Genomic DNA, 19,705 nt, shown 5'->3' on the forward strand with positions numbered 1-19,705 from the left:
GGGCGAACCGGCACAGTTCCGGCGACCCCACGTTGGGGCAATCCCGGTGTGCTGCGCCCGGTAGGGTTAAGGGCATGACCGAACAACTTGCTGTCGCCGTGCTGGGCGCCCAGGGGCGCATGGGTATCGAAGCCGTCAAAGCCGTGGAGGCAGCCGCCGACATGAAGCTCGTCGCGGCGCTCGGCCGCGGCGATTCCCTTGATACCCTGCTCGACGCCGGCGCCAAGTATGTCGTCGACCTGACCGTTCCGGACAGCACTGAAGCTAACGTCCGTTTCGCCGTCGAACACGGCATGCATGCCGTTGTGGGCACCACCGGCTGGGACGCCGCGCGGCTTGCGGCGTTGCGCGGGTTGCTTGCGGCTAACCCGGAGTCAGGCGTCCTTATCGCCCCCAACTTCGCCCTCGGATCCGTCCTCGCCTCGGCTTTCGCCGCCAAGGCCTCCAAGTATTTCGAATCGGTGGAAATCATCGAGCTGCATCACCCGAACAAGGTGGACGCGCCCTCGGGCACGGCCGTCCGCACGGCCCAGCTCATTGCCGCCGCCCGCGAAGAAGCGGGCGTCCCGGCAAGCCCGGATGCGACGAACACCGCCCTTGACGGTGCCCGCGGTTGCGACGTAAACGGTGTCCGTGTCCACAGCGTCCGCCTGCGCGGACTCGTGGCACATCAGGAAGTGCTACTCGGCGGGCCAGGAGAGCAACTGACCATCCGCCACGATTCCTTCGACCGGGCGTCTTTCATGCCCGGCGTGTTGCTGGGACTGCGCAATGTGGCGTCCCACCCCGGGCTGACAGTCGGCCTGGACGGCTATCTGGATCTGGGGCTGTAGGCGCATGGGCTCGCTCTGGAACGCATTCAAGGAGAACCGCACCAAGATCTGGGTGGGTGCCGTCACCCTGTTGTTGGTTCTCTACCTCGTGGTCACCTTCGAACGCTCGATCCTGCTGCTCAGTGACGCGAACCTGGTCGCCAAGGGAATCGGCGCTGCCTACCTCGTGCTTCCCATCATCGGGGCGTGGGCATTGATCCGCGAGCTTGTGTTCGGTGCACGCACGGAGAAGATGGCCAAGGTGCTCGAAGCTGAAGGCGGGCTGCCTGTGGACAACTTGCCCCGCACACCGGGAGGCCGCATCGTGCGTGCCGCCGCCGACGCCGAGTTTGAGAAGTACCGCGTGGAGGCCGAGGCCGCCCCCGAGGACTGGCGCTCCTGGTTCCGGCTCAGCTGCGCCTATGATGCCGCTGGCGACCGCAAGCGTGCGAGGGAATCCATGCGCGACGCCGTGCGCCTCTTCCGTGCCGAACCAACAGTAGCTGAGCGGTAGCCGCAACTTGCGGAGTAGCTTTTGAACGAATAGCCCGCCGAAATCGAAGGTCAGCGGTTCCCACCACGAGCAGCTGGCAGCTTTACTCGGCGGTTTCGTCCGCCCGGTCTTCGCTGGTAAGCGCGACTATTCGAGGAGGGTCTTCCGGAACTGCGTGAGCCGAGTCCACCGAGGGCGGTGGGCTGTCGATCTTGCGGGCCATATCCGGCTCAAGATCCGAGCGAAGCCATACCCGGAGGGAGTCGTTTCGGTACAACACACTCCCGGGTGCCGGAAACTGGCTCTGGACGGTCGAGTTACGGCGCCACGCGAGCTCATTGATCGGAGGCCCATCCGGATCTGGATTCGCCAAGGTCAGGCCAGCCGCTTGTGCTATCTCCCGCGCTTTGAGGAAGCGTTCCCCAACAACATCGGGGACAAGGACGAAGTCCGCGGCCCGTTGGTCGTCGTCAGGCATGGCATTTAACCTCCTACCGGTATTCTCCGGCCCGTCCAACACGCAGACAACACGTCACCGACAGCAGTCGCAACACCGTGCTCAATTCCGGCAGTTCATCGCCCCGCCGCTTATTGACAGCCGGATAGCGGACGGTTGCACTTAGCGTATGGCGTCTAAAGAAACCGACGCGATGCTTCGGATCGCGGGTGGCATGGTGATCATCGCTCTGGCCGCCACATCGCTGTTCTTGTTTTGGTATCCAGCGATTGGCTACAAGGACCCGAACCTCGGAATCCTTTCGGTCCTCGTGGCCGTAGGGCAGCTTGCTTTGGCCATCGTAGTCATGGTCGGGAGGGCCAGAACGGGGCGCCTTGTGCTGACCCACCAGCGGTGGAAGTACCTCACACTGGGTGGGGTCGTCTTAGTGTCCATCATCCTGATCATGGTCACGCAACCCAGTCTTGACCGTCCGGGGGGCAGCTCGGATCTGGCGTTTTACCCAATCCTGATTAGTGGGTTCGTGGCCTCGCTGTATGAACCGGAACGCACTGCTCAATTCAAGCTATCGAGCCTCAACGATAGTGATGCTAGGACCTGGCAGAGAAGGTCCCTTGTGCTGGCCCTCATCGGAGTCGTTGTTGGGGCCATCGCTGGAGTCGCCGGAGCGGCTGGAGACATTATGACGCTTTCGTTGCTCTGGCCGATTGCATTCGTTTCCTTGGTCTTCGCCGCTGGCATCTGGATGAGGCTCAGGACGAGGAATCGGTAGCTGAAGGCGAGCCATATTCCGGTTCCCGGTGTGGATCCCGTATCAGATGCAACATGGCGGAGCGGTAGCGGCTGTCCCTCGAAGGAAACACCTTGTATTCGAATATATGTTCGAATACCATGGCTGCATGAACGATCCTTCGAAGCGGCCGAACGCGTACCCCCAAGGCCTGGACGGGCCCATGAAGGCGATGAGCCCGGGCGTCGTCGATTTCCTCTTCCGGCAGCTTGTGGCGGGGGAACCGCCTGAAGATGTGCAGTGGCGGCGCGAGGGTACCGTTCTGGGCGAACAGCAGCCGGGCGCCGAACTCGCCAGGCGGCTCGCGGAGACTGACCTTGAATCGTTGACCCCCGTCGAATTGTTCGACTATGTGCGGGCTGCCCAGCGGCTGGGGGCGTGGGCGGACCGCTTGCGGGAGTCGGCGGTTGCCCGGTATTGCTCGCCGGAGACACGGCCTAGGATGGCTGGGTGACTTCTGCCCTGACTGTTGCCGCCATTCAATACGAAGCGCTCGACGGCGGTGTTCTCGCCAACGTGCCGGAGCATGTGCGCCATATCGAGGATGCCCATTCGCGGGGTGCCCGCCTCGTCGTCTTCCCGGAGTTGTCGCTGACGGGCTATGACCTCGAACTGTACGCCGACGAGGAAGCCTGGGTGGCTCCGGGGGATCCGAGACTTGAGCGTATCCGTGAAATCGCCAGGCGAACGGGCGTCACGGTGATTGTGGGCGCCGGATTCCGGGAAGGCGACGGCACGCCACGCCTGGCTTCCCTCGTCATTCGGCCTCCAGGGGATGCTGCCCCAGCGTTCAAGACCCACGTGCACGGGGCCGAGCGGGAGCTGTTCGTGCCGGGAGAGGGTCCGGCCCTCCTTGAACTCGACGGGTGGCGGATTGCCCTGGCCATTTGTTTCGACGCGGCCGTCCCGTCCCACGCGTCTTCGGCGGCCGAGGCGGGAGCCGACCTCTATGCCGTCTCCGCCGTCTACGTTCAAGGCGAAGAACACCGGCTGGGCCTCCATCTCGGGGCCCGGTCCATGGACAACCGCATGTTCGGTGTGTTGGCCAATATGGGCGGTTCCGGCGCCATTGGTGATTCGTGTGGACTCAGCGGCGCTTGGGGGCCGGACGGCCGCGTCCTCGCCCAGCTCGACGTCAGCGGTTCGGCAATTGCCATAGCGACGCTTCAGCCTGAGGCCTTGCTCCCATTTCGCTGAATTTGACGACAATCACGCGGGCCCCATTCTCCTAACCCGCAGCTGACAGGGTAACGTTTTTCATATGTCTGACTCTCGTGCGAACGTTCCTGCTCTCGGTACCCTTCTGACCGCCATGGTCACCCCGTTCACCAAGGACGGCGAAGTTGACTACAAGCAGGCAGCGGAACTGGCAGTCAAGCTTGTTGACGATGGCTGCGATGGCCTGGTCGTCACCGGAACAACCGGCGAGACGTCCACGCTCACCGATGAGGAAAACCTCGGCATGTTCCGCGCCGTGAAGGAAGCTGTGGGCGGTCGCGCAGCAATCATCGCCGGAACTGGAACCAATGACACCGCGCACTCGGTGCATCTCTCCCAGGAAGCCGCGAAGCTCGGCGTCGACGGACTCTTGATCGTCACCCCGTACTACAACAAGCCGAGCCAAGCCGGCGTCCGGGCCCACTTCGAGACCATTGCGTCCGCCACTGAGCTCCCCGTCATGCTGTATGACATTCCCGGGCGCTCCTCCATCCAGATCGCCCCGGAGACGATGATCGGCCTTGCCTCCCACCCCAACATCGTTGCGGTCAAGGATGCCAAAGCCGACTTCGCTGCGGCCACCCGGGTCATGGCGGAAACCGACCTCGTTTTCTACTCGGGCGACGACGGCCTGACCCTCCAGTGGATGGCAATGGGTGCGGTGGGCCTGATAGGCGTCACCACCCACGTCGTCACCCGCCGTTTCCGTGAGCTCATCGACGCAATCAACGCGAACGACCTCGGCACGGCACGCAAGATCAACTTCGAACTCGAGCCCGTGATCCGTGCAACCATGACGCGGGTCCAAGGCGCCGTCGCAGCCAAACAAATTCTTAAATGGCAGGGAGTCCTGCCCAACTCGGTTGTCCGTTTGCCCCTCGTGGAGCCGGACGCCGCCGAGATCGCAATCATCCGCGAGGACTTGGCGGAAGCTGGAATGGACTTCACTGTCTAGAAGGATTCCGCCGGAAAGTAGCGCATTATGACCCAAACCGCCCTTCCCGGACTTGTCACCCCGCCCAAACTTCCGCAGGGAACACTCCGGATTGTGCCCCTTGGCGGGCTGGGGGAGATCGGCCGCAACATGGCCGTTTTCGAAATCAACGGCAAGCTGCTGGTGGTTGACTGCGGCGTGCTCTTCCCTGAAGAGACCCAGCCGGGTGTTGACCTGATCCTGCCCGATTTCTCGTACATCGAGGACAGGCTGGACGACGTAGTTGCCATCGTCCTGACGCACGGCCACGAAGACCACATCGGCGCTGTGCCGTACCTTCTCCGCCTGCGTCCGGACCTGCCGTTGGTCGGTTCCCAGCTGACGCTTGCCCTCGTTGAGGCCAAGCTACAGGAACACCGGATCAAGCCGTACACGCTCACGGTCGCCGAAGGACAGGTGGAGCAGTTCGGCCCCTTCGAATGCGAATTCGTTGCCGTCAACCACTCCATTCCGGATGCCTTGGCCGTCTTCATCCGCACCGCCGGCGGCAACGTGCTGCACACGGGCGACTTCAAGATGGACCAGCTACCCCTGGATGGCCGGATCACGGACCTGCGCCACTTTGCCCGCCTGGGCGAAGAAGGAGTGGACCTGTTCATGGCCGACTCCACCAACGCGGATGTGCCCGGCTTCACCACGGCGGAAAAGGAAATCGGTCCCACCCTGGACCGTTTGTTCGGGCAGGCCAAGAAGCGCATCATCGTTGCGTCCTTCTCCTCGCACGTGCACCGGGTGCAGCAAGTGCTCGACGCCGCCGCCAAGCATGGCCGCAATGTCGCCTTCGTGGGCCGTTCGATGGTGCGCAACATGGCTATCGCCGCGAAACTGGGCTACCTTGACGTCCCGCCAGGAATCCTCGTGGACATCAAGAACATCGACAACCTGCCGGACCACCGCGTGGTCCTGATGTCCACGGGTTCACAAGGCGAACCCATGGCGGCACTGTCCCGGATGGCCAACGGTGACCACCGCGTGGTCGTCGGCCAGGGGGATACCGTCATTTTGGCCTCGAGCCTCATCCCGGGTAACGAGAATGCGGTCTACCGGATCATCAACGGCCTGCTCAAGCTCGGCGCCGACGTCGTCCACAAGGGCAACGCCAAAGTGCACGTCTCCGGCCACGCTGCTGCCGGCGAACTGCTCTACTGCTACAACATCCTCAAGCCCCTGAACGCGATGCCTGTGCACGGCGAAACCCGGCACCTCATCGCCAATGGCAACCTGGCGGTGGACTCCGGCGTGCCCTCGGACCGCGTCATCCTCAGCGACAACGGCACGGTCATTGACGTCAGGGACCACAAAGCCAATGTGGTGGGCCAGGTGGAAGTGGGCTTCGTCTACGTGGACGGCTCCAGCGTGGGTGAAATCACCGACGCTGACCTCAAGGACCGCAGGATCCTCGGCGACGAGGGCTTCATCTCGGTTATCACCGTGATCAACCGGACCACCGGCAAGATCGTTTCGGGCCCGGAAATCCACGCCCGCGGCGTGGCCGAGGACGATTCCGTGTTCGATGAGATCATCCCCAAGATCAACGCGGCCCTTGAAGACGCAGTGCTTCACCACGCTGACCACACCAACCACCAGCTCCAGCAAGTGGTGCGTCGTGTGATCGGCACGTGGGTCAACCGCAAGCTTCGCCGGCGCCCCATGATCATCCCGTTGGTTTTGGAAGCCTAGTCCTGGAGGTATGACTCCTGCAGGCGGTGCCGGCACGGGTGCCCCAGTGTCAGGCTCCGAACGGCCCGGTTCAAGCGAACCGGGCCGTTCGTATTTCAGGCCCAGCCCGCGGTGAAACCAGGTCTGCAGATTGTTCAACAGGGGCAACATGGTTCCTCCGCGCCCCTGAAATCCGCGGTTTTCCGGACGGGTTGGGGTAGCGTGGCCGATATGGCGACTCGTACTACCTCCGCGCCTAGAGGCAGCTCCAATAGCAAATCCGGCGGCTCGGGCAGCGGCCGGACCCCGGCTAAGACCGGCCGGAGCGGCACAGGCACGGCCCGCGGCAAGCAGGCCGCCGTCGTCGAACCCCAACAGCCGTGGATCCTGCGCGCGCTTGCCGGTGTCTGGCTGGGAATCGGGCACGTGGTCGGTGCGGGAATCCGCCGGATCGGTCACGACGTCAGTGACCTTGATCCCGCGGACCGCCGGGACGGCGCCGCGCTTTTCAACCTGGCGCTCGGTGTCTTCATAGCAACCTTCGCCTGGTGGGGCTTCAAAGGCTGGTTCCCGGACGTTGTCTACAGCATCGTGAACGGAACCTTCGGCTGGGTATCCCTGCTTCTGCCGCTCATGCTTTTCGTCTGCGCTTTCCGGCTTTTCCGGCAACCGTGGGACAGCCGTGGCAACAACCGCGTTGGCATCGGCTTCCTGATCATGACGTTCGCCGGCACAGGCTTGGCCCACATTATCGGGGGCCAGCCGACTGTCGCCGATGGCTTCGAGGGGCTCCGGCGCGCGGGCGGGATGCTCGGCTTCCTCGCGGCGTCGCCCCTTGCCGCCATCCACCCCGCCGTCCCCGTCATGGTCTACGGTGCCTTGGCGTTCGTCTCCCTCCTGATTGTCACGGCCACGCCCTTCGGTGCTATTCCCCGGCGTATCCGTGGCGCCTACGAGCACCTCATGGGCGTCGACCTGGTGGATGCCGACGCGCAACACGGCGATTCCCACGACCGCAGCTACCTGTACGAAAACGATGCCGTAGAAGCGCCGAAGAAGAAGCGCCGCAAGCGCCTCTTCGGCAAGGACCACGACGACGATGCCAGGCTCGAGGGCTATGTTGGCGACGAGGCGTTTGAGCACGCAATAGTCGACGACGACGAGGCCACCGCCGCGAGGGCCGAGCCGTCCGTACCGCCGGGGGTGCGCCGGCCGACCCAGGCCGAAATCGCCGTCGAAAAGATCAAAGCGGCCCAGGGACTTGGAAAGACGCAACCGGACCAGAACGCTACCGAGGCGATCCCCTTGGTCGCGCCGGCCGCCGTCGTCCCCCCGGTCATTGTTCCTTCGGCCCCGGTCAGTCCGCCGCCGCCCCCGACGCCGATCCCGCAGCGCACCGAACAACTTTCGCTCGCGGGGGACGTCACCTACACGCTGCCGTCCTCGGACAACCTGACTCCAGGTTCCATCCCGAAGGAGCGCACGGAAGCGAACGACGCCATCGTGGCCGCCCTGACGGACACGATGCAGCAGTTCAACGTGGACGCTACCGTTACCGGCTTCAGCCGCGGCCCCACCGTGACCCGCTACGAGATTGAGCTTGCTCCCGGCACCAAGGTGGAGCGCGTCACGGCCTTGTCCAAGAACATCTCCTACGCCGTGGCGTCCAGTGATGTCCGTATCCTCAGCCCCATCCCGGGCAAGTCGGCCATCGGCATCGAGATCCCCAACACGGACCGCGAGACCGTGTCCCTCGGCGATGTCCTGCGCAGCCAGAACGCGCGGCGGACAGACCACCCGATGGTGATGGGCGTCGGCAAGGACGTCGAAGGCGGCTACGTCGTCGCGAACCTCGCCAAGATGCCGCACTTGCTCGTGGCCGGTGCTACGGGTGCCGGTAAGTCGTCGTTCGTGAACTCCATGATCACGTCGATCCTGATGCGCGCCACACCGGATGAGGTCCGCATGGTCATGGTGGACCCGAAGCGCGTGGAACTGACCGCGTATGAGGGTGTTCCGCACCTCATCACGCCCATCATCACCAACCCCAAGAAGGCTGCCGAGGCACTTCAGTGGGTAGTGCGTGAAATGGACGCCCGCTACGACGACCTCGCCAACTATGGCTTCAAGCACATCGACGACTTCAACAAGGCTGTCCGTGCCGGCAAGGTTGTTCCGCCGGTCGACTCCAAGCGCGTCGTCAAGCCGTACCCTTATCTGCTGGTGATCGTGGACGAGCTCGCCGACCTGATGATGGTTGCCCCACGCGACGTCGAAGACTCGATTGTCCGGATCACCCAGCTCGCCCGTGCTGCCGGCATCCACTTGGTCCTGGCCACCCAGCGTCCGTCCGTTGACGTCGTCACAGGCCTGATCAAGGCGAACGTCCCCTCGCGTATGGCCTTCGCGACGTCCTCTGTCACCGACTCCCGTGTGGTCCTGGACCAACCGGGCGCGGAGAAACTCATTGGCCAGGGTGACGCGCTCTTCCTGCCCATGGGCGCCTCCAAGGCGATGCGCGTGCAGGGCGCCTGGGTCACCGAGTCCGAAATCCACCGCGTGGTGGAACACGTCAAGGGCCAACTCAAGGCCGTCTACCGCGACGACGTCGCACCCGAGGCGCAGAAGAAGCAGATTGACGACGACATCGGAGACGATCTCGAGGTCCTGCTTCAGGCCACCGAACTCGTGGTCACCACCCAGTTCGGCTCCACGTCGATGCTGCAGCGCAAGCTCCGCGTCGGCTTCGCGAAGGCCGGCCGCCTCATGGACCTGCTGGAATCGCGGGGCGTCGTGGGTCCGTCCGAAGGTTCCAAGGCCCGCGATGTGCTGGTCAAGCCCGACGACCTCGCTCCCGTGCTGGCGGCCATGAAGGGCCAGGACGCACCGGCTACCCCGGACGCGCACACGGCCGCCCTGAGCGAGAACGCGAACGCGAACATCGCCGTCGGCGGATACGCAGAGGACCTCGTGGCCGCCGATCTCGAGCGCCGCAAGCAGGTCACGGAATACCACGACGGAGCAGATGGCCTCGATGACGAGGACGAGGGCGGCGAAGACGCCTGGTCATTGACCGGACGGTAGCCTAGAGGGGTGACTACATCCGAGGGCAGCAAAGCCGGTTCCAGCAGCTCCGATATCTGGAACCTGCCCAACATCCTGACGATGCTCCGAATTGTCCTGGTCCCGTTCTTTGTGTGGTTCCTCCTGGAGGACAACAGCCAGCACGGCATCTGGCGCTGGGCCGCCGTGGTGGCCTTCGCCGTGGCGATCTATACAGACAAGCTCGACGGCGACATCGCCCGGAGCCGCAACCTCGTCACCAACTTCGGCAAGATCGCGGACCCCATTGCCGACAAGTTGCTCATCGGATCGGCACTGGTTCTCCTGTCGGCGCTGGGGGAGCTGCCTTGGTGGATCACCATCCTCATCCTCGTTCGCGAATGGGGAATCACCGCCCTGCGTTTCTTCGTCATCCGCTATGGCGTGATGCCGGCCTCGCGTGGCGGCAAGCTCAAGACTGTCATCCAGACTGTCGCCATCTTCCTTTACATCTTGCCGCTGAATTCTTTCGCGCCGTGGCTCCTCAGCGTGGCCTTCTGGGTCATGATCGCCGCCCTCGCCATCACGGTGTGGACCGGAGTCGAATACGTGATCGAAGCCGCAAAGCTTCGCGCGGCAGGCAAGCGCGCATGAGCCGTGCCGCTGATGAGGTGGCCGCGTCCGCCGTCGCCCTCGCCATCGAGCGGGGCATCACCGTGGCTACCGCGGAATCCCTGACGGCCGGGCTGGTTGCCGCCACCCTCGCCGATACTCCAGGGGCGTCGGGCATGCTCCAGGGCGGGGTGGTCGCCTATCAGAATGCGGTCAAGGCCGGAATCCTGGGGGTGTCCGAGAAGCTGCTTTCCGCCGTCGGATCCGTCGACGCCGAGGTGGCCATGGCAATGGCCGAGGGCGCCAGGCTCGCGTGCGCGGCCGACGTCGGGGTGTCCACTACGGGGGTTGCGGGGCCTCTGCCGCACGACGGGAGATCGGTTGGCACCGTCTTCATTGGCGTCGCCACATCGAGCGGAGCCGAGGCTCATGCCTACTCCTTTCTTGGGGATCGGGCAGGTATCCGTTCGCAGGCAACGGTGGCCGCGCTGGAGCGCTTGTTGGAGTGCCTTGTCCGTGCCGACCTACCACCCGTAAAGTAGCCGGGAACAAAAACAGTGGCCCAATAGTTGTTACATTGTGTCGCCTCGGAATGGCCGGGGCGCCTAGGATGTAGAAAACAACCGGTGCACCTGCAAGGTGAACCGGACTCACGAGGGAGCAAGGCGATACAGATGGTTAAGCAGCCCGTATCCATAAACGGCGTTGTCCGCTGGAAGGATGTGGGCTTGGCCGAGAAGGCACCGAGCGAACAGAAGGAGCGCAAAATGGTTGTACTGCGTCACGAAATTGGTGATGTCCTGCGCGATGTCCGCCAGCGTCAGGGCCGTACGCTCCGCGAAGTCTCGCACAGCGCCCGCGTTTCCCTTGGCTACCTGAGCGAAGTTGAGCGTGGTCAGAAGGAAGCATCCTCAGAGCTACTGTCCTCGATCTGCTCGGCCCTGGACGTTCCGTTGTCAGGTATGCTCCGCGAGGTCAGTGACCGGGTTGCCGTCGCCGAAGGCGTCGCTGTTCCGGATACCGTCCCGCAGGAATTCGCCCAGCGCTACGGCCGCGATCTCGACCGCGAGCTCAGCGCCGAACTAAACGACGATTTCACCCAGGGCATGCTCTCCGGAGCCCGCTAGACGGACCTGAAGTAAAGAAGGAGGGCCACCAGCTGGTGGCCCTCCTTCTTGGGTCTTTGTGGCTTGGTGGTCAGTCCTTGCCGATTCCTTCGCCGTAAGCAGCGTTGAGCCGCTCAATGTAGTCCGCCAGGGTCTGGATTTCGTCCAGCGGCCACTCACCCAGGCGTTCCCGGAATACCTGCCGGCGCGCGTCCTGGACCTGGTGCATCTTTTCCTCGCCCTTGGGGGTGAGCCGGATCGATTGTGCCCGGCCATCCTGGGGGTCGGCTTCTTTGTAGACCATGCCGATGCTCTCGAGGAACGCGATCTGGCGGCTCACCGACGGCTTCCCGACGCCGATGCATGACGCGAGCTCCGTCAGGCGGATGGGACCCTCCGTCCGGATGATCGACAGCAGTCCATAAGCGGCTGGTTCCATGTCGGGGTGGACCTGGCGGGATAACTGATGGGACAGGGATCGTGCGCGTCGCCAGAACATGCTCAGCTGGTGTTCCACCTGCTGGAGGGCGGCGTCGACGCTGTCGCCTGCCTCCACCATCTCTGGCGCGTCGTCGGGAGTGTTGCTCATGACAACCATTCTAGAGTCCGCTCCCGTGAGAGACTCTATTGGTGCGTATCAGTGACTTCTGGCGGCTGATGGACGATGAATTCGGGGCTGGCTACTCCAGGGTCCTCAGCAGCTCCCTTGTATTGGCCGGCGTCGGCAGCCGTACGGCAAACGACGCCTTGGCAGCGGGCTACAGCCCCCGCGACGTCTGGCTTGCCCTGTGCGACGTCCAGGACGTTCCTACGGAGCGGCGGCTCGGCAGGGATATCAAGCCAGCCGACAAGGGTTCCGGGACGTTCTGAGTTCCAGTTCCTGGCGGACACGCCCGCAAATTTGTTCGAATATCTGTTCGGATGAGGCTATGCTCCTATCAGAGGAAAATTGATCCTGGCGGAGCGGTTTCCGTGTCATTCGAAGCCCGTAGTTGTCCACATAGGCGAGTTCGCACACAAAATTGTCAGCGGCTCATACTAGCGTCGGATGAGACAGGAAAGCGGCCGTTCAGGCCAGTCCACAGCGAGAAAGCATCAGAGGTGTGAACCATGGCGGCAAACCAGGATCGTGAGAAGGCGCTCGAGGCAGCGCTTGCCCAGATCGACAAGCAATTCGGCAAGGGCTCCATCATGCGCTTGGGTGACGACATCCGTGCGCCCATCGAAGTCATTCCCACCGGTTCCATCGCCCTGGACGTCGCGCTTGGGATTGGCGGCCTGCCGCGCGGCCGTATCGTGGAAATCTACGGCCCGGAATCCTCAGGTAAGACCACCGTCGCGCTTCACGCTGTGGCCAACGCCCAGCGCCAGGGCGGCATCGCAGCCTTCATCGACGCCGAGCACGCCCTCGATCCCGAGTACGCCGCGAAACTGGGCGTCGACACCGACGCGCTGCTGGTTTCGCAGCCGGATACGGGTGAGCAGGCTTTGGAAATCATGGACATGCTGATCGGCTCCGGCTCCTTGGATGTCGTCGTGATTGACTCCGTCGCCGCCTTGGTTCCCCGCGCTGAAATCGAAGGCGAAATGGGCGACTCCCACGTCGGCCTCCAAGCCCGTCTCATGAGCCAGGCACTGCGTAAGATCACCGGCCGGCTGAGCCAGACCAAGACCACCGCTATCTTCATCAACCAGCTCCGTGAGAAGATCGGCGTTTTCTTCGGTTCCCCGGAAACCACCACCGGTGGTAAAGCCCTGAAGTTCTATGCTTCCATCCGCATCGACGTCCGCCGCATCCAGACGCTGAAGGAAGGTGCGGATTCGGTAGGTAACCGCACCAAGGCCAAGATCGTCAAGAACAAGATGGCTCCGCCCTTCAAGATCGCTGAGTTCGACATCATCTATGGCCAGGGCATTTCCCGTGAGGGCGGCATCATCGACATGGGCGTCGAGCACGGCATCATCAAGAAATCCGGTTCATGGTTCACCTATGACGGTGACCAGCTGGGGCAGGGTATGGAGAACTCCCGCCGCTTCCTGCGGGACAACCCGGAGCTGGCCGCGGACCTTGAGCGGCTCATCAAGGAAAAGCTTGGTGTCGGAGTCAAGCCTGCCGAAACCGAGGCCTCGCCGAAGCTGAAGGCCGTTGACGGCTAAGCGCCAGGGCTACTCCCGGTCTTCAAGTTCTTCCCGGTCCTGGGGTCCGTCTGCGGATTCGTCCGTGGCAGCGGACCCTGAAGCCAATCCGGAAGCGGTTGCCCGGGCCATTGTTCTCCGGCAACTGACCAACTCGCCCAAGAGCAGGCTTCAGCTTGCGCGGAAACTGGCTGAGCGGAATGTGCCGGAAGATGTGGCCGAAGCCGTGTTGGACCGCTTCGAGGAAGTCCGGCTCATTGATGACGCCGACTTCGCCGAGATGTGGGTCCGCAGCCGTGCCCAGTCGAGGAAACTCGCCCGGGGTGCCTTGAGGCGTGAATTGGCGGACAAGGGCATCGCCGTTGAAACGGCGGAGCAGGCGCTGGCGCAAGTGAGCGATGACGACGAGCGAAACGCGGCCAGGGACTTGGTCGCGCGGCGTTTGAGGGCCGGCGCCGACCTTTCCGACAGGGTTGAGCGCGACAAACAGACCCGGCGGCTCGCGTCCATGCTTGCCCGCAAGGGCTACCAGCCATCAGCGGCGTTCCGGATTGTTGGCGAGGTCTTGGACGAAGCCTTGGCGGGGGAGTCGGAGTCCCGCAGTACGGGGGCCCACGGTAGTCCTGAAGGAGGTGACATCGGCTAGGCAGGGTCGCCCGGGAAACTGAGAGCTGCCTGTGAGTATTGTCCCGGGCGGCGGGGTTAGCTGGGTTCTTGGTGGGGGTCGGCTAAGGTTCTGGACTAGTGTTCCGAGTCGGGAAGCAGGTCAGATCCAATGAATCCGTTGTCGTTACGGCTTTCGGCAATCATTGTGCCCTTACTTGTCGCGTCGCTACTCCAGGCAGGCCCGGCCTCAGCGGACGACGATGCTCCGCCGTCGGGCTATCCCAGTTGGGCTGAGGTGCAACAGGCCCAGGGAAATGAAGCAGCCGCAAGCGCCGAAGTTGACCGCATCAACCAGTTAATGGTTGGCCTTCAGCAGAAGTCCGGCGAGCTCGGCGCGGCAGCCATCAAGGCGGGCACTGAGTACGCGAAAGCCCATGATGCCCTGCAACATCAGCAGGCAGTGACCCAGAAACTGGCCGAGGCGTCCCAGCAGGCCAAGGCAAAAGCGGATTCCCTGAAGAAGGCCACTTCTTCCCTGGTGGTCAAGGCATATGAGTCGGGCGGCTTCGATCCCGGTCCTTGGTCCGTTGCGAATGCCGCCATCGAACCAGACAACATTCAAAGTTTCGCCTTGCTGAACCGGGTTATGGATCGTACGGCGAAACTGCACGATGATGCCCTGAGCGCGTCCCAGGCATCTGCGGCCGCAACTGCCCAGGAACAAGCTGCCCGCGATGTCTTGGCCCAGTTGGACAGTGACGCCGCGGCAAAGGCACAGGCCGCAGAGTCTGCCAGACGCGCCGCCGAAGACAGCGTTGCCGCAACGGACGGCCAGCGAAAGACCATGGTCGCCCAGCTCGCGTCCCTGACATCCACTTCTGCCGCAGTTGCGCAAAAATACCAAGAGGGCCAGGTGGCGCTTGCCGCCTATCAGGCTGCCCAGGAAGCCAAGAGGGAGGCGGCGCAGCGAGCAGCAGATGCCGCAGCCGCAGCCGCAGCGGCAGCCGCTGCCAGTAACCAACCGGCCCAGCAAGCCGCTCCGCCGCCCATTAGCAGCGGAGGCGGCGGCAGCAGCGGCGGAGGCAGCTTCGGTGGCGGGGGAGGCGGTGGCGGGGGAAACGTCGTCGATGATCCATCAGGTGCACGGCAATATGCTTCGTCCCGGCTCGGCGCCTACGGCTGGGGCCAGGACCAAATGCAGTGCCTGTCGTTGCTATGGACCCAGGAATCAAGCTGGATGACGGATGCCACCAATCCCAGCAGCGGCGCCTACGGTGTTGCGCAGGCGCTGCCGGCGGACAAATACTATTCGGCAGGCAGCGACTGGCTCAGCAACTACCGGACCCAGATCGATTGGGGCCTGGGCTATATCCGCGACCGTTACGGTTCCCCCTGCAACGCTTGGCAGCATGAGATGGGCTTCAACTGGTACTAGTCCGAGGGGCTACCCTAGATTGGTGAGTTCCCCTTCCGCAGCACCAGCACCAGCCTCCCTTCAGCAGCCCACTCCGGCCCCTGTCAGCGACTCGGCACCCGTCAGCGACTCGGCACCCGACGGCGCGAAGCGCACCTACCAGGTCCGCACCTTCGGTTGCCAAATGAATGTCCATGACTCCGAGCGCATGGCAGGACTCTTGGAGGACGCAGGATACGTGCCCTTCGACGGCGGCGTGGCCGACGTCGTTGTCTTCAATACCTGCGCTGTCCGTGAGAACGCCGACAACAAGCTTTACGGCAACCTCGGGGAACTCAAGCAGGTCAAGGCCGCCCATCCGGGCATGCAGATCGCCGTGGGCGGATGCCTGGCGCAGAAGGACCGCGAAACGATCGTGCGCAAGGCGCCTTGGGTGGATGCCGTGTTCGGGACCCACAATGTGGGGGCGTTGCCGGCGTTGTTGGACAGGGCCCGCCACAACAATGAGGCACAGCTGGAGATCCTGGAATCGTTGGACGTTTTCCCGTCCACCTTGCCCACCAAGCGTGACTCCGTGTACTCGGGCTGGGTTTCCATTTCCGTCGGTTGCAACAACACCTGCACCTTCTGCATCGTGCCGTCGCTCCGCGGGAAGGAGAAGGACCGCCGTCCCGGCGAGATTCTGGCCGAAATCCAGGCGTTGGTGGACGACGGCGCCGTCGAGGTCACCCTGCTCGGCCAGAACGTGAACTCCTACGGCGTGGAATTCGGGGACCGCCTGGCTTTCTCCAAGCTGCTGCGCGCCTGCGGTGACATCGAGGGCCTCGAGCGTGTCCGCTTCACGAGCCCGCACCCGGCCGCCTTCACCGACGACGTCATCGACGCGATGGCCGAGACCGCCAATGTCATGCCGCAGTTGCACATGCCCCTCCAGTCCGGCTCGGACAAGGTACTCAAGGACATGCGCCGCTCCTACCGATCCACCAAGTTCCTTGGCATCCTGGACAAGGTCCGTGACAAGATTCCCCACGCCGCGATCACTACCGATATCATCGTGGGCTTTCCCGGCGAGACGGAAGAGGACTTCCAGGCCACGCTCGACGTCGTCGAGAAGTCACGCTTCGCCTCAGCCTTCACCTTCCAGTACTCCAAGCGCCCGGGCACCCCGGCCGCGGACCTTCCGGAGCAACTGCCCAAAGCCGTTGTCCAGGAACGCTACGAGCGGCTGACCGCCCTCCAGGACCGCATCGCGGCCGAGGAGAACGCGAAACAGCTCGGACGCCGGGTTGAACTCCTTGTCACGGCCCAGTCCGGCCGCAAGGCCGAGGAAACGCATCGCCTGTCCGGTCGCTCCCAGGACCAGCGGCTGGTCCACTTCTCCGTGCCCGAAGGCGCAGAGACCCCTCGGCCTGGCGACTTCGTCACCGTGACCATCACGGAGGCTGCTGCCTTCCACCTCGTCTCCGATCCGGCGACGCAGGCGGACTACAGCCTGAGGCGCTCCCGTGCCGGCGACGCCTGGGACCGCTCGCAGGCCGATTCCTGTGGCGCTCCGGCATCGAGTGCGGCGGGCGCCGGGTCCGGCAGCCTAAGGGGCGTCTCTCTCGGAATGCCGTCGCTTCCCGTGCGACGCGGCTAGCTCGGCATGACAGCAGTTCCGGCCGGATCAGCTGATCCGAATCCGCCCGTGATCGCCGTCGTCGGCCCCACCGGTTCCGGCAAGTCCGATCTCGCCGTCCACCTTGCCCTCGCGCTGGAGGGAGAGATCATCAACGCCGATGCCATGCAGTTTTACCGTGGCATGGATATCGGCACCGCCAAGATCAGCGTCGCTGAACGCAGGGGAGTGCCCCACCACCTCCTGGACACCATGGATGTCACCGAAGAAGCCAGTGTCTCCGCGTTCCAGGCCGACTGCCGGGCCGCCATCCGCGATATTCATGGCCGCGGCAAGCGTGCAATCCTGGTGGGCGGCTCCGGCCTTTACGTCCGGGCAGCGTTGGATGTCCTGGAATTTCCCGGCACGGACCCTGGCGTACGGCAACGGCTTGAGCAGGAGCACGAAACCTCCGGTCTTCCAGGCCTCCAGGAACGCCTGCAACGCGTCGACCCCGTTTCCGCGGGCAGGCTAGGTGACGCCCGCCGCGTCATCCGCGCGCTGGAAGTCTTCGAGCTCACCGGGCGCCCGTTCAGCTCCTTCATGCCGAAGCGCGAGTACTTCCAGCCGGCCGTGCAGATAGGCCTCGACGTCGACCGCGGAGTACTGCGCGAGCGTTTGGCCCAGCGCGTCCTGGGGATGGTCGACGCAGGACTTCTTGAAGAGGTGGAGCGGTTGGACGCCGCCGGACTACGACAAGGCAAGACGGCATCGCGGGCGCTGGGATACGCCCAGTTCCTGAGGGTCCTCGATGGCGAATCCGATACGGAAACCGCGGCCGAAGAAACCATCGTGGCCACCCGGCAATTCGCCCGGCGCCAGCTCACCTGGTTCCGGGCCGACCCGCGGATCCACTGGCTTGACTGGCAGGACCCGGATTTGGTGGCCAAAGCGGCAGAAATCTGTGCAAGCCCGGCGTCGGTGATTTAGGCGCAACCCCTAGTGCAGGTAGCCTTGAGCCATGGATGAAACCCTTGCATTTTCCGCCCCGCAGCCTGCCGCTGCCGGCGGTGCCGTACCCGCCTCCGGTCTTCACGGGCTGGCCTTCTCCAAGGGGCACGGTACGGGCAACGACTTCGTCCTCATTGCGGACCCCGAAGACGCGCACCAGATCTCTCCGGAGCAGGTCGCAGCGCTTTGTGACCGCCACTTGGGCATCGGCGGGGACGGTCTCATCCGAGCCGTCCCTTCACGGTTCCTGCCCGAAGGCCTCCAGCTTCTCGAAGCGGACTCCGACGCCGAATGGTTCATGGATTACCGCAACGGCGACGGCTCGCTGTCCGAGATGTGCGGCAACGGCGTCCGAGTCTTCGTCCATTTCCTGATCGAGCAGGGTCTTGTCACGCTCGACGTCGGTGAATCCCTGACCATCGGGACGCGCGGCGGCATCAAGAAGATTGTCCGGACCACTGACGGCTATGCGGTGGACATGGGCCCTTGGGAGTTCATTTTCCCCAAAGATGCCACCAGCAAGGCGATGGACTCCCTCGTCAGCGCCGACGGACTGGAAGTCGCCCGGCCTGCCCTCTCTGTCAGCATGGGCAATCCGCACACTGTGGTCGCATTAGCCGAGCTTTCAGAGCTCAAATCCACGCAGCTCTTCAAGGCGCCCGTCGTGGATCCCAAGCCAGCCAACGGCACCAACGTCGAATTCGTGGTTCCCGCGGAGCCCCTCGTTCACGAAGGCGTAGGCAACATCACGATGCGCGTCCACGAACGCGGCGTTGGCGAGACCCAATCGTGCGGCACGGGTGCCTGCGCGGCCGCCGTCGCCATCCGCCACTGGGCCGGGGAAGGCGCTCCCGACTCGTGGCGCGTCAAGGTGCCGGGCGGCGTCGTCGGTGTGCGGTTCTTCCCGGGCGAGAGCGGCCGTGAACACGTGGAGCTCAGCGGCCCCGCCGTGATTGTTGCTAGCGGGACCCTTTCCTGATCCGCAGGACGCGGAAGGATTTCGACGTACTTTCCCGGGATACCGAGAAGGAACCGTCGAGGGTATCGGCCAGCCAGCGCTGAAGCGAGTCCGCCCCGAGGTTTTTCTGCACCACAAGCCAGGCGTTTCCACCCGGAGCGAGCCTCGGCAGCCACGTGAGCAGCAGATTGTGGAGTTCATCCTTGCCGATGCGGATGGGCGGGTTTGACCAGATAGTGTCGAACGTCACGGCGGGGTCGACGTCGTCGGGCAGGCTCGCCGTGACATTCCCGAGCTCCAGCAGGGCGGCGTTCTCGTTGGTCAAAGTGACGCAGCGCTCGTTGACATCAACGGCGTGGACCCGCGCGTGCGGAGCCATGAGCCCCATCGTCAACGCTATGGGACCCCAGCCGCAGCCGATGTCCAGCAGGTTTCCCTGCGGGGCCGGCGGTGGAACCTCGGAGAGCAGGATCGCTGTTCCCTTGTCGATCCCGTCGGGGCTGAAGATGCCGCCCGATGTCTGGAGCCGGCGGGTCGCGCCGGCCAGTTCCACCGTGAGGGGCTTGCGGGTGAACGGCCCCGCGGGTTGTGCGCTGAAATAGTGAGCAGACTCCATAGCTTGCCAGATTAGTGGCCAGCGGCGGGCAAAGGAAACCGCACACTGCTCCATACCGGCTCAACCCGGGCTTGACGGGGTCTGATAATCTGGTGCGCATGTTCTTGATCTTTGAGTAGCCGGCACCGCCCGCGACGCAGGCCTGCTTCATTTGCAGCGCCATTCCGCCTTGGCATGTCCGTTC

The 19,705-nt window shown here is 63.9% G+C and carries 21 protein-coding genes; 18 read left to right on the plus strand and 3 right to left on the minus strand.

From position 1 onward, the window contains the following. Positions 1-74 precede the first annotated feature (74 nt). Positions 75-833 (plus strand): 4-hydroxy-tetrahydrodipicolinate reductase, encoded by a 759-nt coding sequence (dapB, locus tag NFJ07_RS12015; protein WP_269994604.1) that lies wholly within the window; start codon positions 75-77, stop codon positions 831-833. Between the two features lie 4 nt (positions 834-837). Beyond that, entirely contained in the window at positions 838-1,326 is a 489-nt protein-coding gene (locus NFJ07_RS12020; protein ID WP_269994605.1) for a hypothetical protein, read from the plus strand. Between the two features lie 82 nt (positions 1,327-1,408). On the opposite strand, the gene NFJ07_RS12025 is transcribed toward NFJ07_RS12020, so the two are convergent. Continuing rightward, entirely contained in the window at positions 1,409-1,783 is a 375-nt protein-coding gene (locus tag NFJ07_RS12025; protein ID WP_269994606.1) for a PASTA domain-containing protein, read from the minus strand. A 193-nt stretch (positions 1,784-1,976) separates the two neighbouring features. Here NFJ07_RS12025 and NFJ07_RS12030 point away from each other — a divergent pair, with 193 nt between their 5' ends. From NFJ07_RS12030 to NFJ07_RS12070, 9 genes are all read left to right on the plus strand, one after another. After that, a complete protein-coding gene (locus tag NFJ07_RS12030; protein WP_269994608.1) occupies positions 1,977-2,534 on the plus strand; it encodes a hypothetical protein in 558 nt (185 codons plus the stop codon). A 127-nt stretch (positions 2,535-2,661) separates the two neighbouring features. Then, the gene (locus NFJ07_RS12035; RefSeq protein WP_269994609.1) at positions 2,662-3,006 is read left to right on the plus strand and encodes a hypothetical protein; all 345 of its coding nucleotides are present in this window, start codon (positions 2,662-2,664) and stop codon (positions 3,004-3,006) included. Then, the gene (locus tag NFJ07_RS12040) at positions 3,003-3,749 is read left to right on the plus strand and encodes a carbon-nitrogen hydrolase family protein (protein WP_269994610.1); all 747 of its coding nucleotides are present in this window, start codon (positions 3,003-3,005) and stop codon (positions 3,747-3,749) included. The genes NFJ07_RS12035 and NFJ07_RS12040 overlap by 4 nt, the downstream gene beginning before the upstream one ends. A 64-nt stretch (positions 3,750-3,813) precedes the next feature. Continuing rightward, positions 3,814-4,725 (plus strand): 4-hydroxy-tetrahydrodipicolinate synthase, encoded by a 912-nt coding sequence (gene dapA, locus NFJ07_RS12045; protein ID WP_269994611.1) that lies wholly within the window; start codon positions 3,814-3,816, stop codon positions 4,723-4,725. A 27-nt stretch (positions 4,726-4,752) separates the two neighbouring features. Further along, positions 4,753-6,444 (plus strand): ribonuclease J, encoded by a 1,692-nt coding sequence (locus NFJ07_RS12050; protein WP_269994613.1) that lies wholly within the window; start codon positions 4,753-4,755, stop codon positions 6,442-6,444. A gap of 210 nt (positions 6,445-6,654) precedes the next feature. After that, the gene (locus NFJ07_RS12055; protein WP_269994615.1) at positions 6,655-9,507 is read left to right on the plus strand and encodes a DNA translocase FtsK; all 2,853 of its coding nucleotides are present in this window, start codon (positions 6,655-6,657) and stop codon (positions 9,505-9,507) included. A gap of 9 nt (positions 9,508-9,516) precedes the next feature. Next, complete coding sequence (gene pgsA / locus NFJ07_RS12060) at positions 9,517-10,119, plus strand: CDP-diacylglycerol--glycerol-3-phosphate 3-phosphatidyltransferase (RefSeq protein ID WP_269994617.1); 603 nt, start codon at positions 9,517-9,519, stop codon at positions 10,117-10,119. Continuing rightward, a complete protein-coding gene (locus tag NFJ07_RS12065) occupies positions 10,116-10,619 on the plus strand; it encodes a CinA family protein (RefSeq protein ID WP_269994619.1) in 504 nt (167 codons plus the stop codon). Before pgsA ends, NFJ07_RS12065 begins: the two co-directional genes overlap by 4 nt. Before the next feature lie 132 nt (positions 10,620-10,751). Beyond that, on the plus strand, positions 10,752-11,204 hold the full coding sequence (locus NFJ07_RS12070) for a helix-turn-helix domain-containing protein (protein WP_059387810.1): 453 nt from the start codon (positions 10,752-10,754) through the stop codon (positions 11,202-11,204). Positions 11,205-11,274: 70 nt separating this feature from the next. On the opposite strand, the gene NFJ07_RS12075 is transcribed toward NFJ07_RS12070, so the two are convergent. Further along, a complete protein-coding gene (locus NFJ07_RS12075; protein ID WP_269994622.1) occupies positions 11,275-11,772 on the minus strand; it encodes a MarR family winged helix-turn-helix transcriptional regulator in 498 nt (165 codons plus the stop codon). A 41-nt stretch (positions 11,773-11,813) separates the two neighbouring features. On the opposite strand from NFJ07_RS12075, the gene NFJ07_RS12080 reads away from it, so the two are divergent. The 7 genes from NFJ07_RS12080 to dapF all read left to right on the plus strand — a co-directional run bounded on the left by NFJ07_RS12080 (position 11,814) and on the right by dapF (position 18,926). Continuing rightward, entirely contained in the window at positions 11,814-12,053 is a 240-nt protein-coding gene (locus NFJ07_RS12080; RefSeq protein ID WP_269994624.1) for a DUF3046 domain-containing protein, read from the plus strand. A gap of 240 nt (positions 12,054-12,293) precedes the next feature. Further along, entirely contained in the window at positions 12,294-13,340 is a 1,047-nt protein-coding gene (gene recA / locus NFJ07_RS12085) for a recombinase RecA (protein WP_269994626.1), read from the plus strand. A 64-nt stretch (positions 13,341-13,404) separates the two neighbouring features. Beyond that, on the plus strand, positions 13,405-13,965 hold the full coding sequence (locus NFJ07_RS12090; protein WP_269994628.1) for a regulatory protein RecX: 561 nt from the start codon (positions 13,405-13,407) through the stop codon (positions 13,963-13,965). A 129-nt stretch (positions 13,966-14,094) separates the two neighbouring features. Next, positions 14,095-15,360 carry a lytic transglycosylase domain-containing protein gene (locus NFJ07_RS12095; RefSeq protein ID WP_269994629.1) on the plus strand — a complete coding sequence of 422 codons (1,266 nt, stop codon included), beginning with the start codon at positions 14,095-14,097 and terminating at the stop codon, positions 15,358-15,360. A 22-nt stretch (positions 15,361-15,382) separates the two neighbouring features. Further along, on the plus strand, positions 15,383-16,978 hold the full coding sequence (miaB, locus tag NFJ07_RS12100) for a tRNA (N6-isopentenyl adenosine(37)-C2)-methylthiotransferase MiaB (protein WP_269994630.1): 1,596 nt from the start codon (positions 15,383-15,385) through the stop codon (positions 16,976-16,978). Between the two features lie 6 nt (positions 16,979-16,984). Continuing rightward, the gene (gene miaA / locus NFJ07_RS12105) at positions 16,985-17,926 is read left to right on the plus strand and encodes a tRNA (adenosine(37)-N6)-dimethylallyltransferase MiaA (protein WP_269994631.1); all 942 of its coding nucleotides are present in this window, start codon (positions 16,985-16,987) and stop codon (positions 17,924-17,926) included. Between the two features lie 31 nt (positions 17,927-17,957). Continuing rightward, positions 17,958-18,926 (plus strand): diaminopimelate epimerase, encoded by a 969-nt coding sequence (dapF, locus tag NFJ07_RS12110; protein ID WP_269994632.1) that lies wholly within the window; start codon positions 17,958-17,960, stop codon positions 18,924-18,926. Here the strand turns inward: dapF and NFJ07_RS12115 are convergent. Beyond that, the gene (locus tag NFJ07_RS12115; RefSeq protein ID WP_269994633.1) at positions 18,907-19,521 is read right to left on the minus strand and encodes a class I SAM-dependent methyltransferase; all 615 of its coding nucleotides are present in this window, start codon (positions 19,519-19,521) and stop codon (positions 18,907-18,909) included. The genes dapF and NFJ07_RS12115 overlap by 20 nt on opposite strands. Between the last annotated feature and the right edge of the window lie 184 nt (positions 19,522-19,705).

It is taken from the genome of Arthrobacter sp. B2a2-09 (genome assembly GCF_027587375.1).
Classification (GTDB): Bacteria; Actinomycetota; Actinomycetes; order Actinomycetales; family Micrococcaceae; genus Arthrobacter.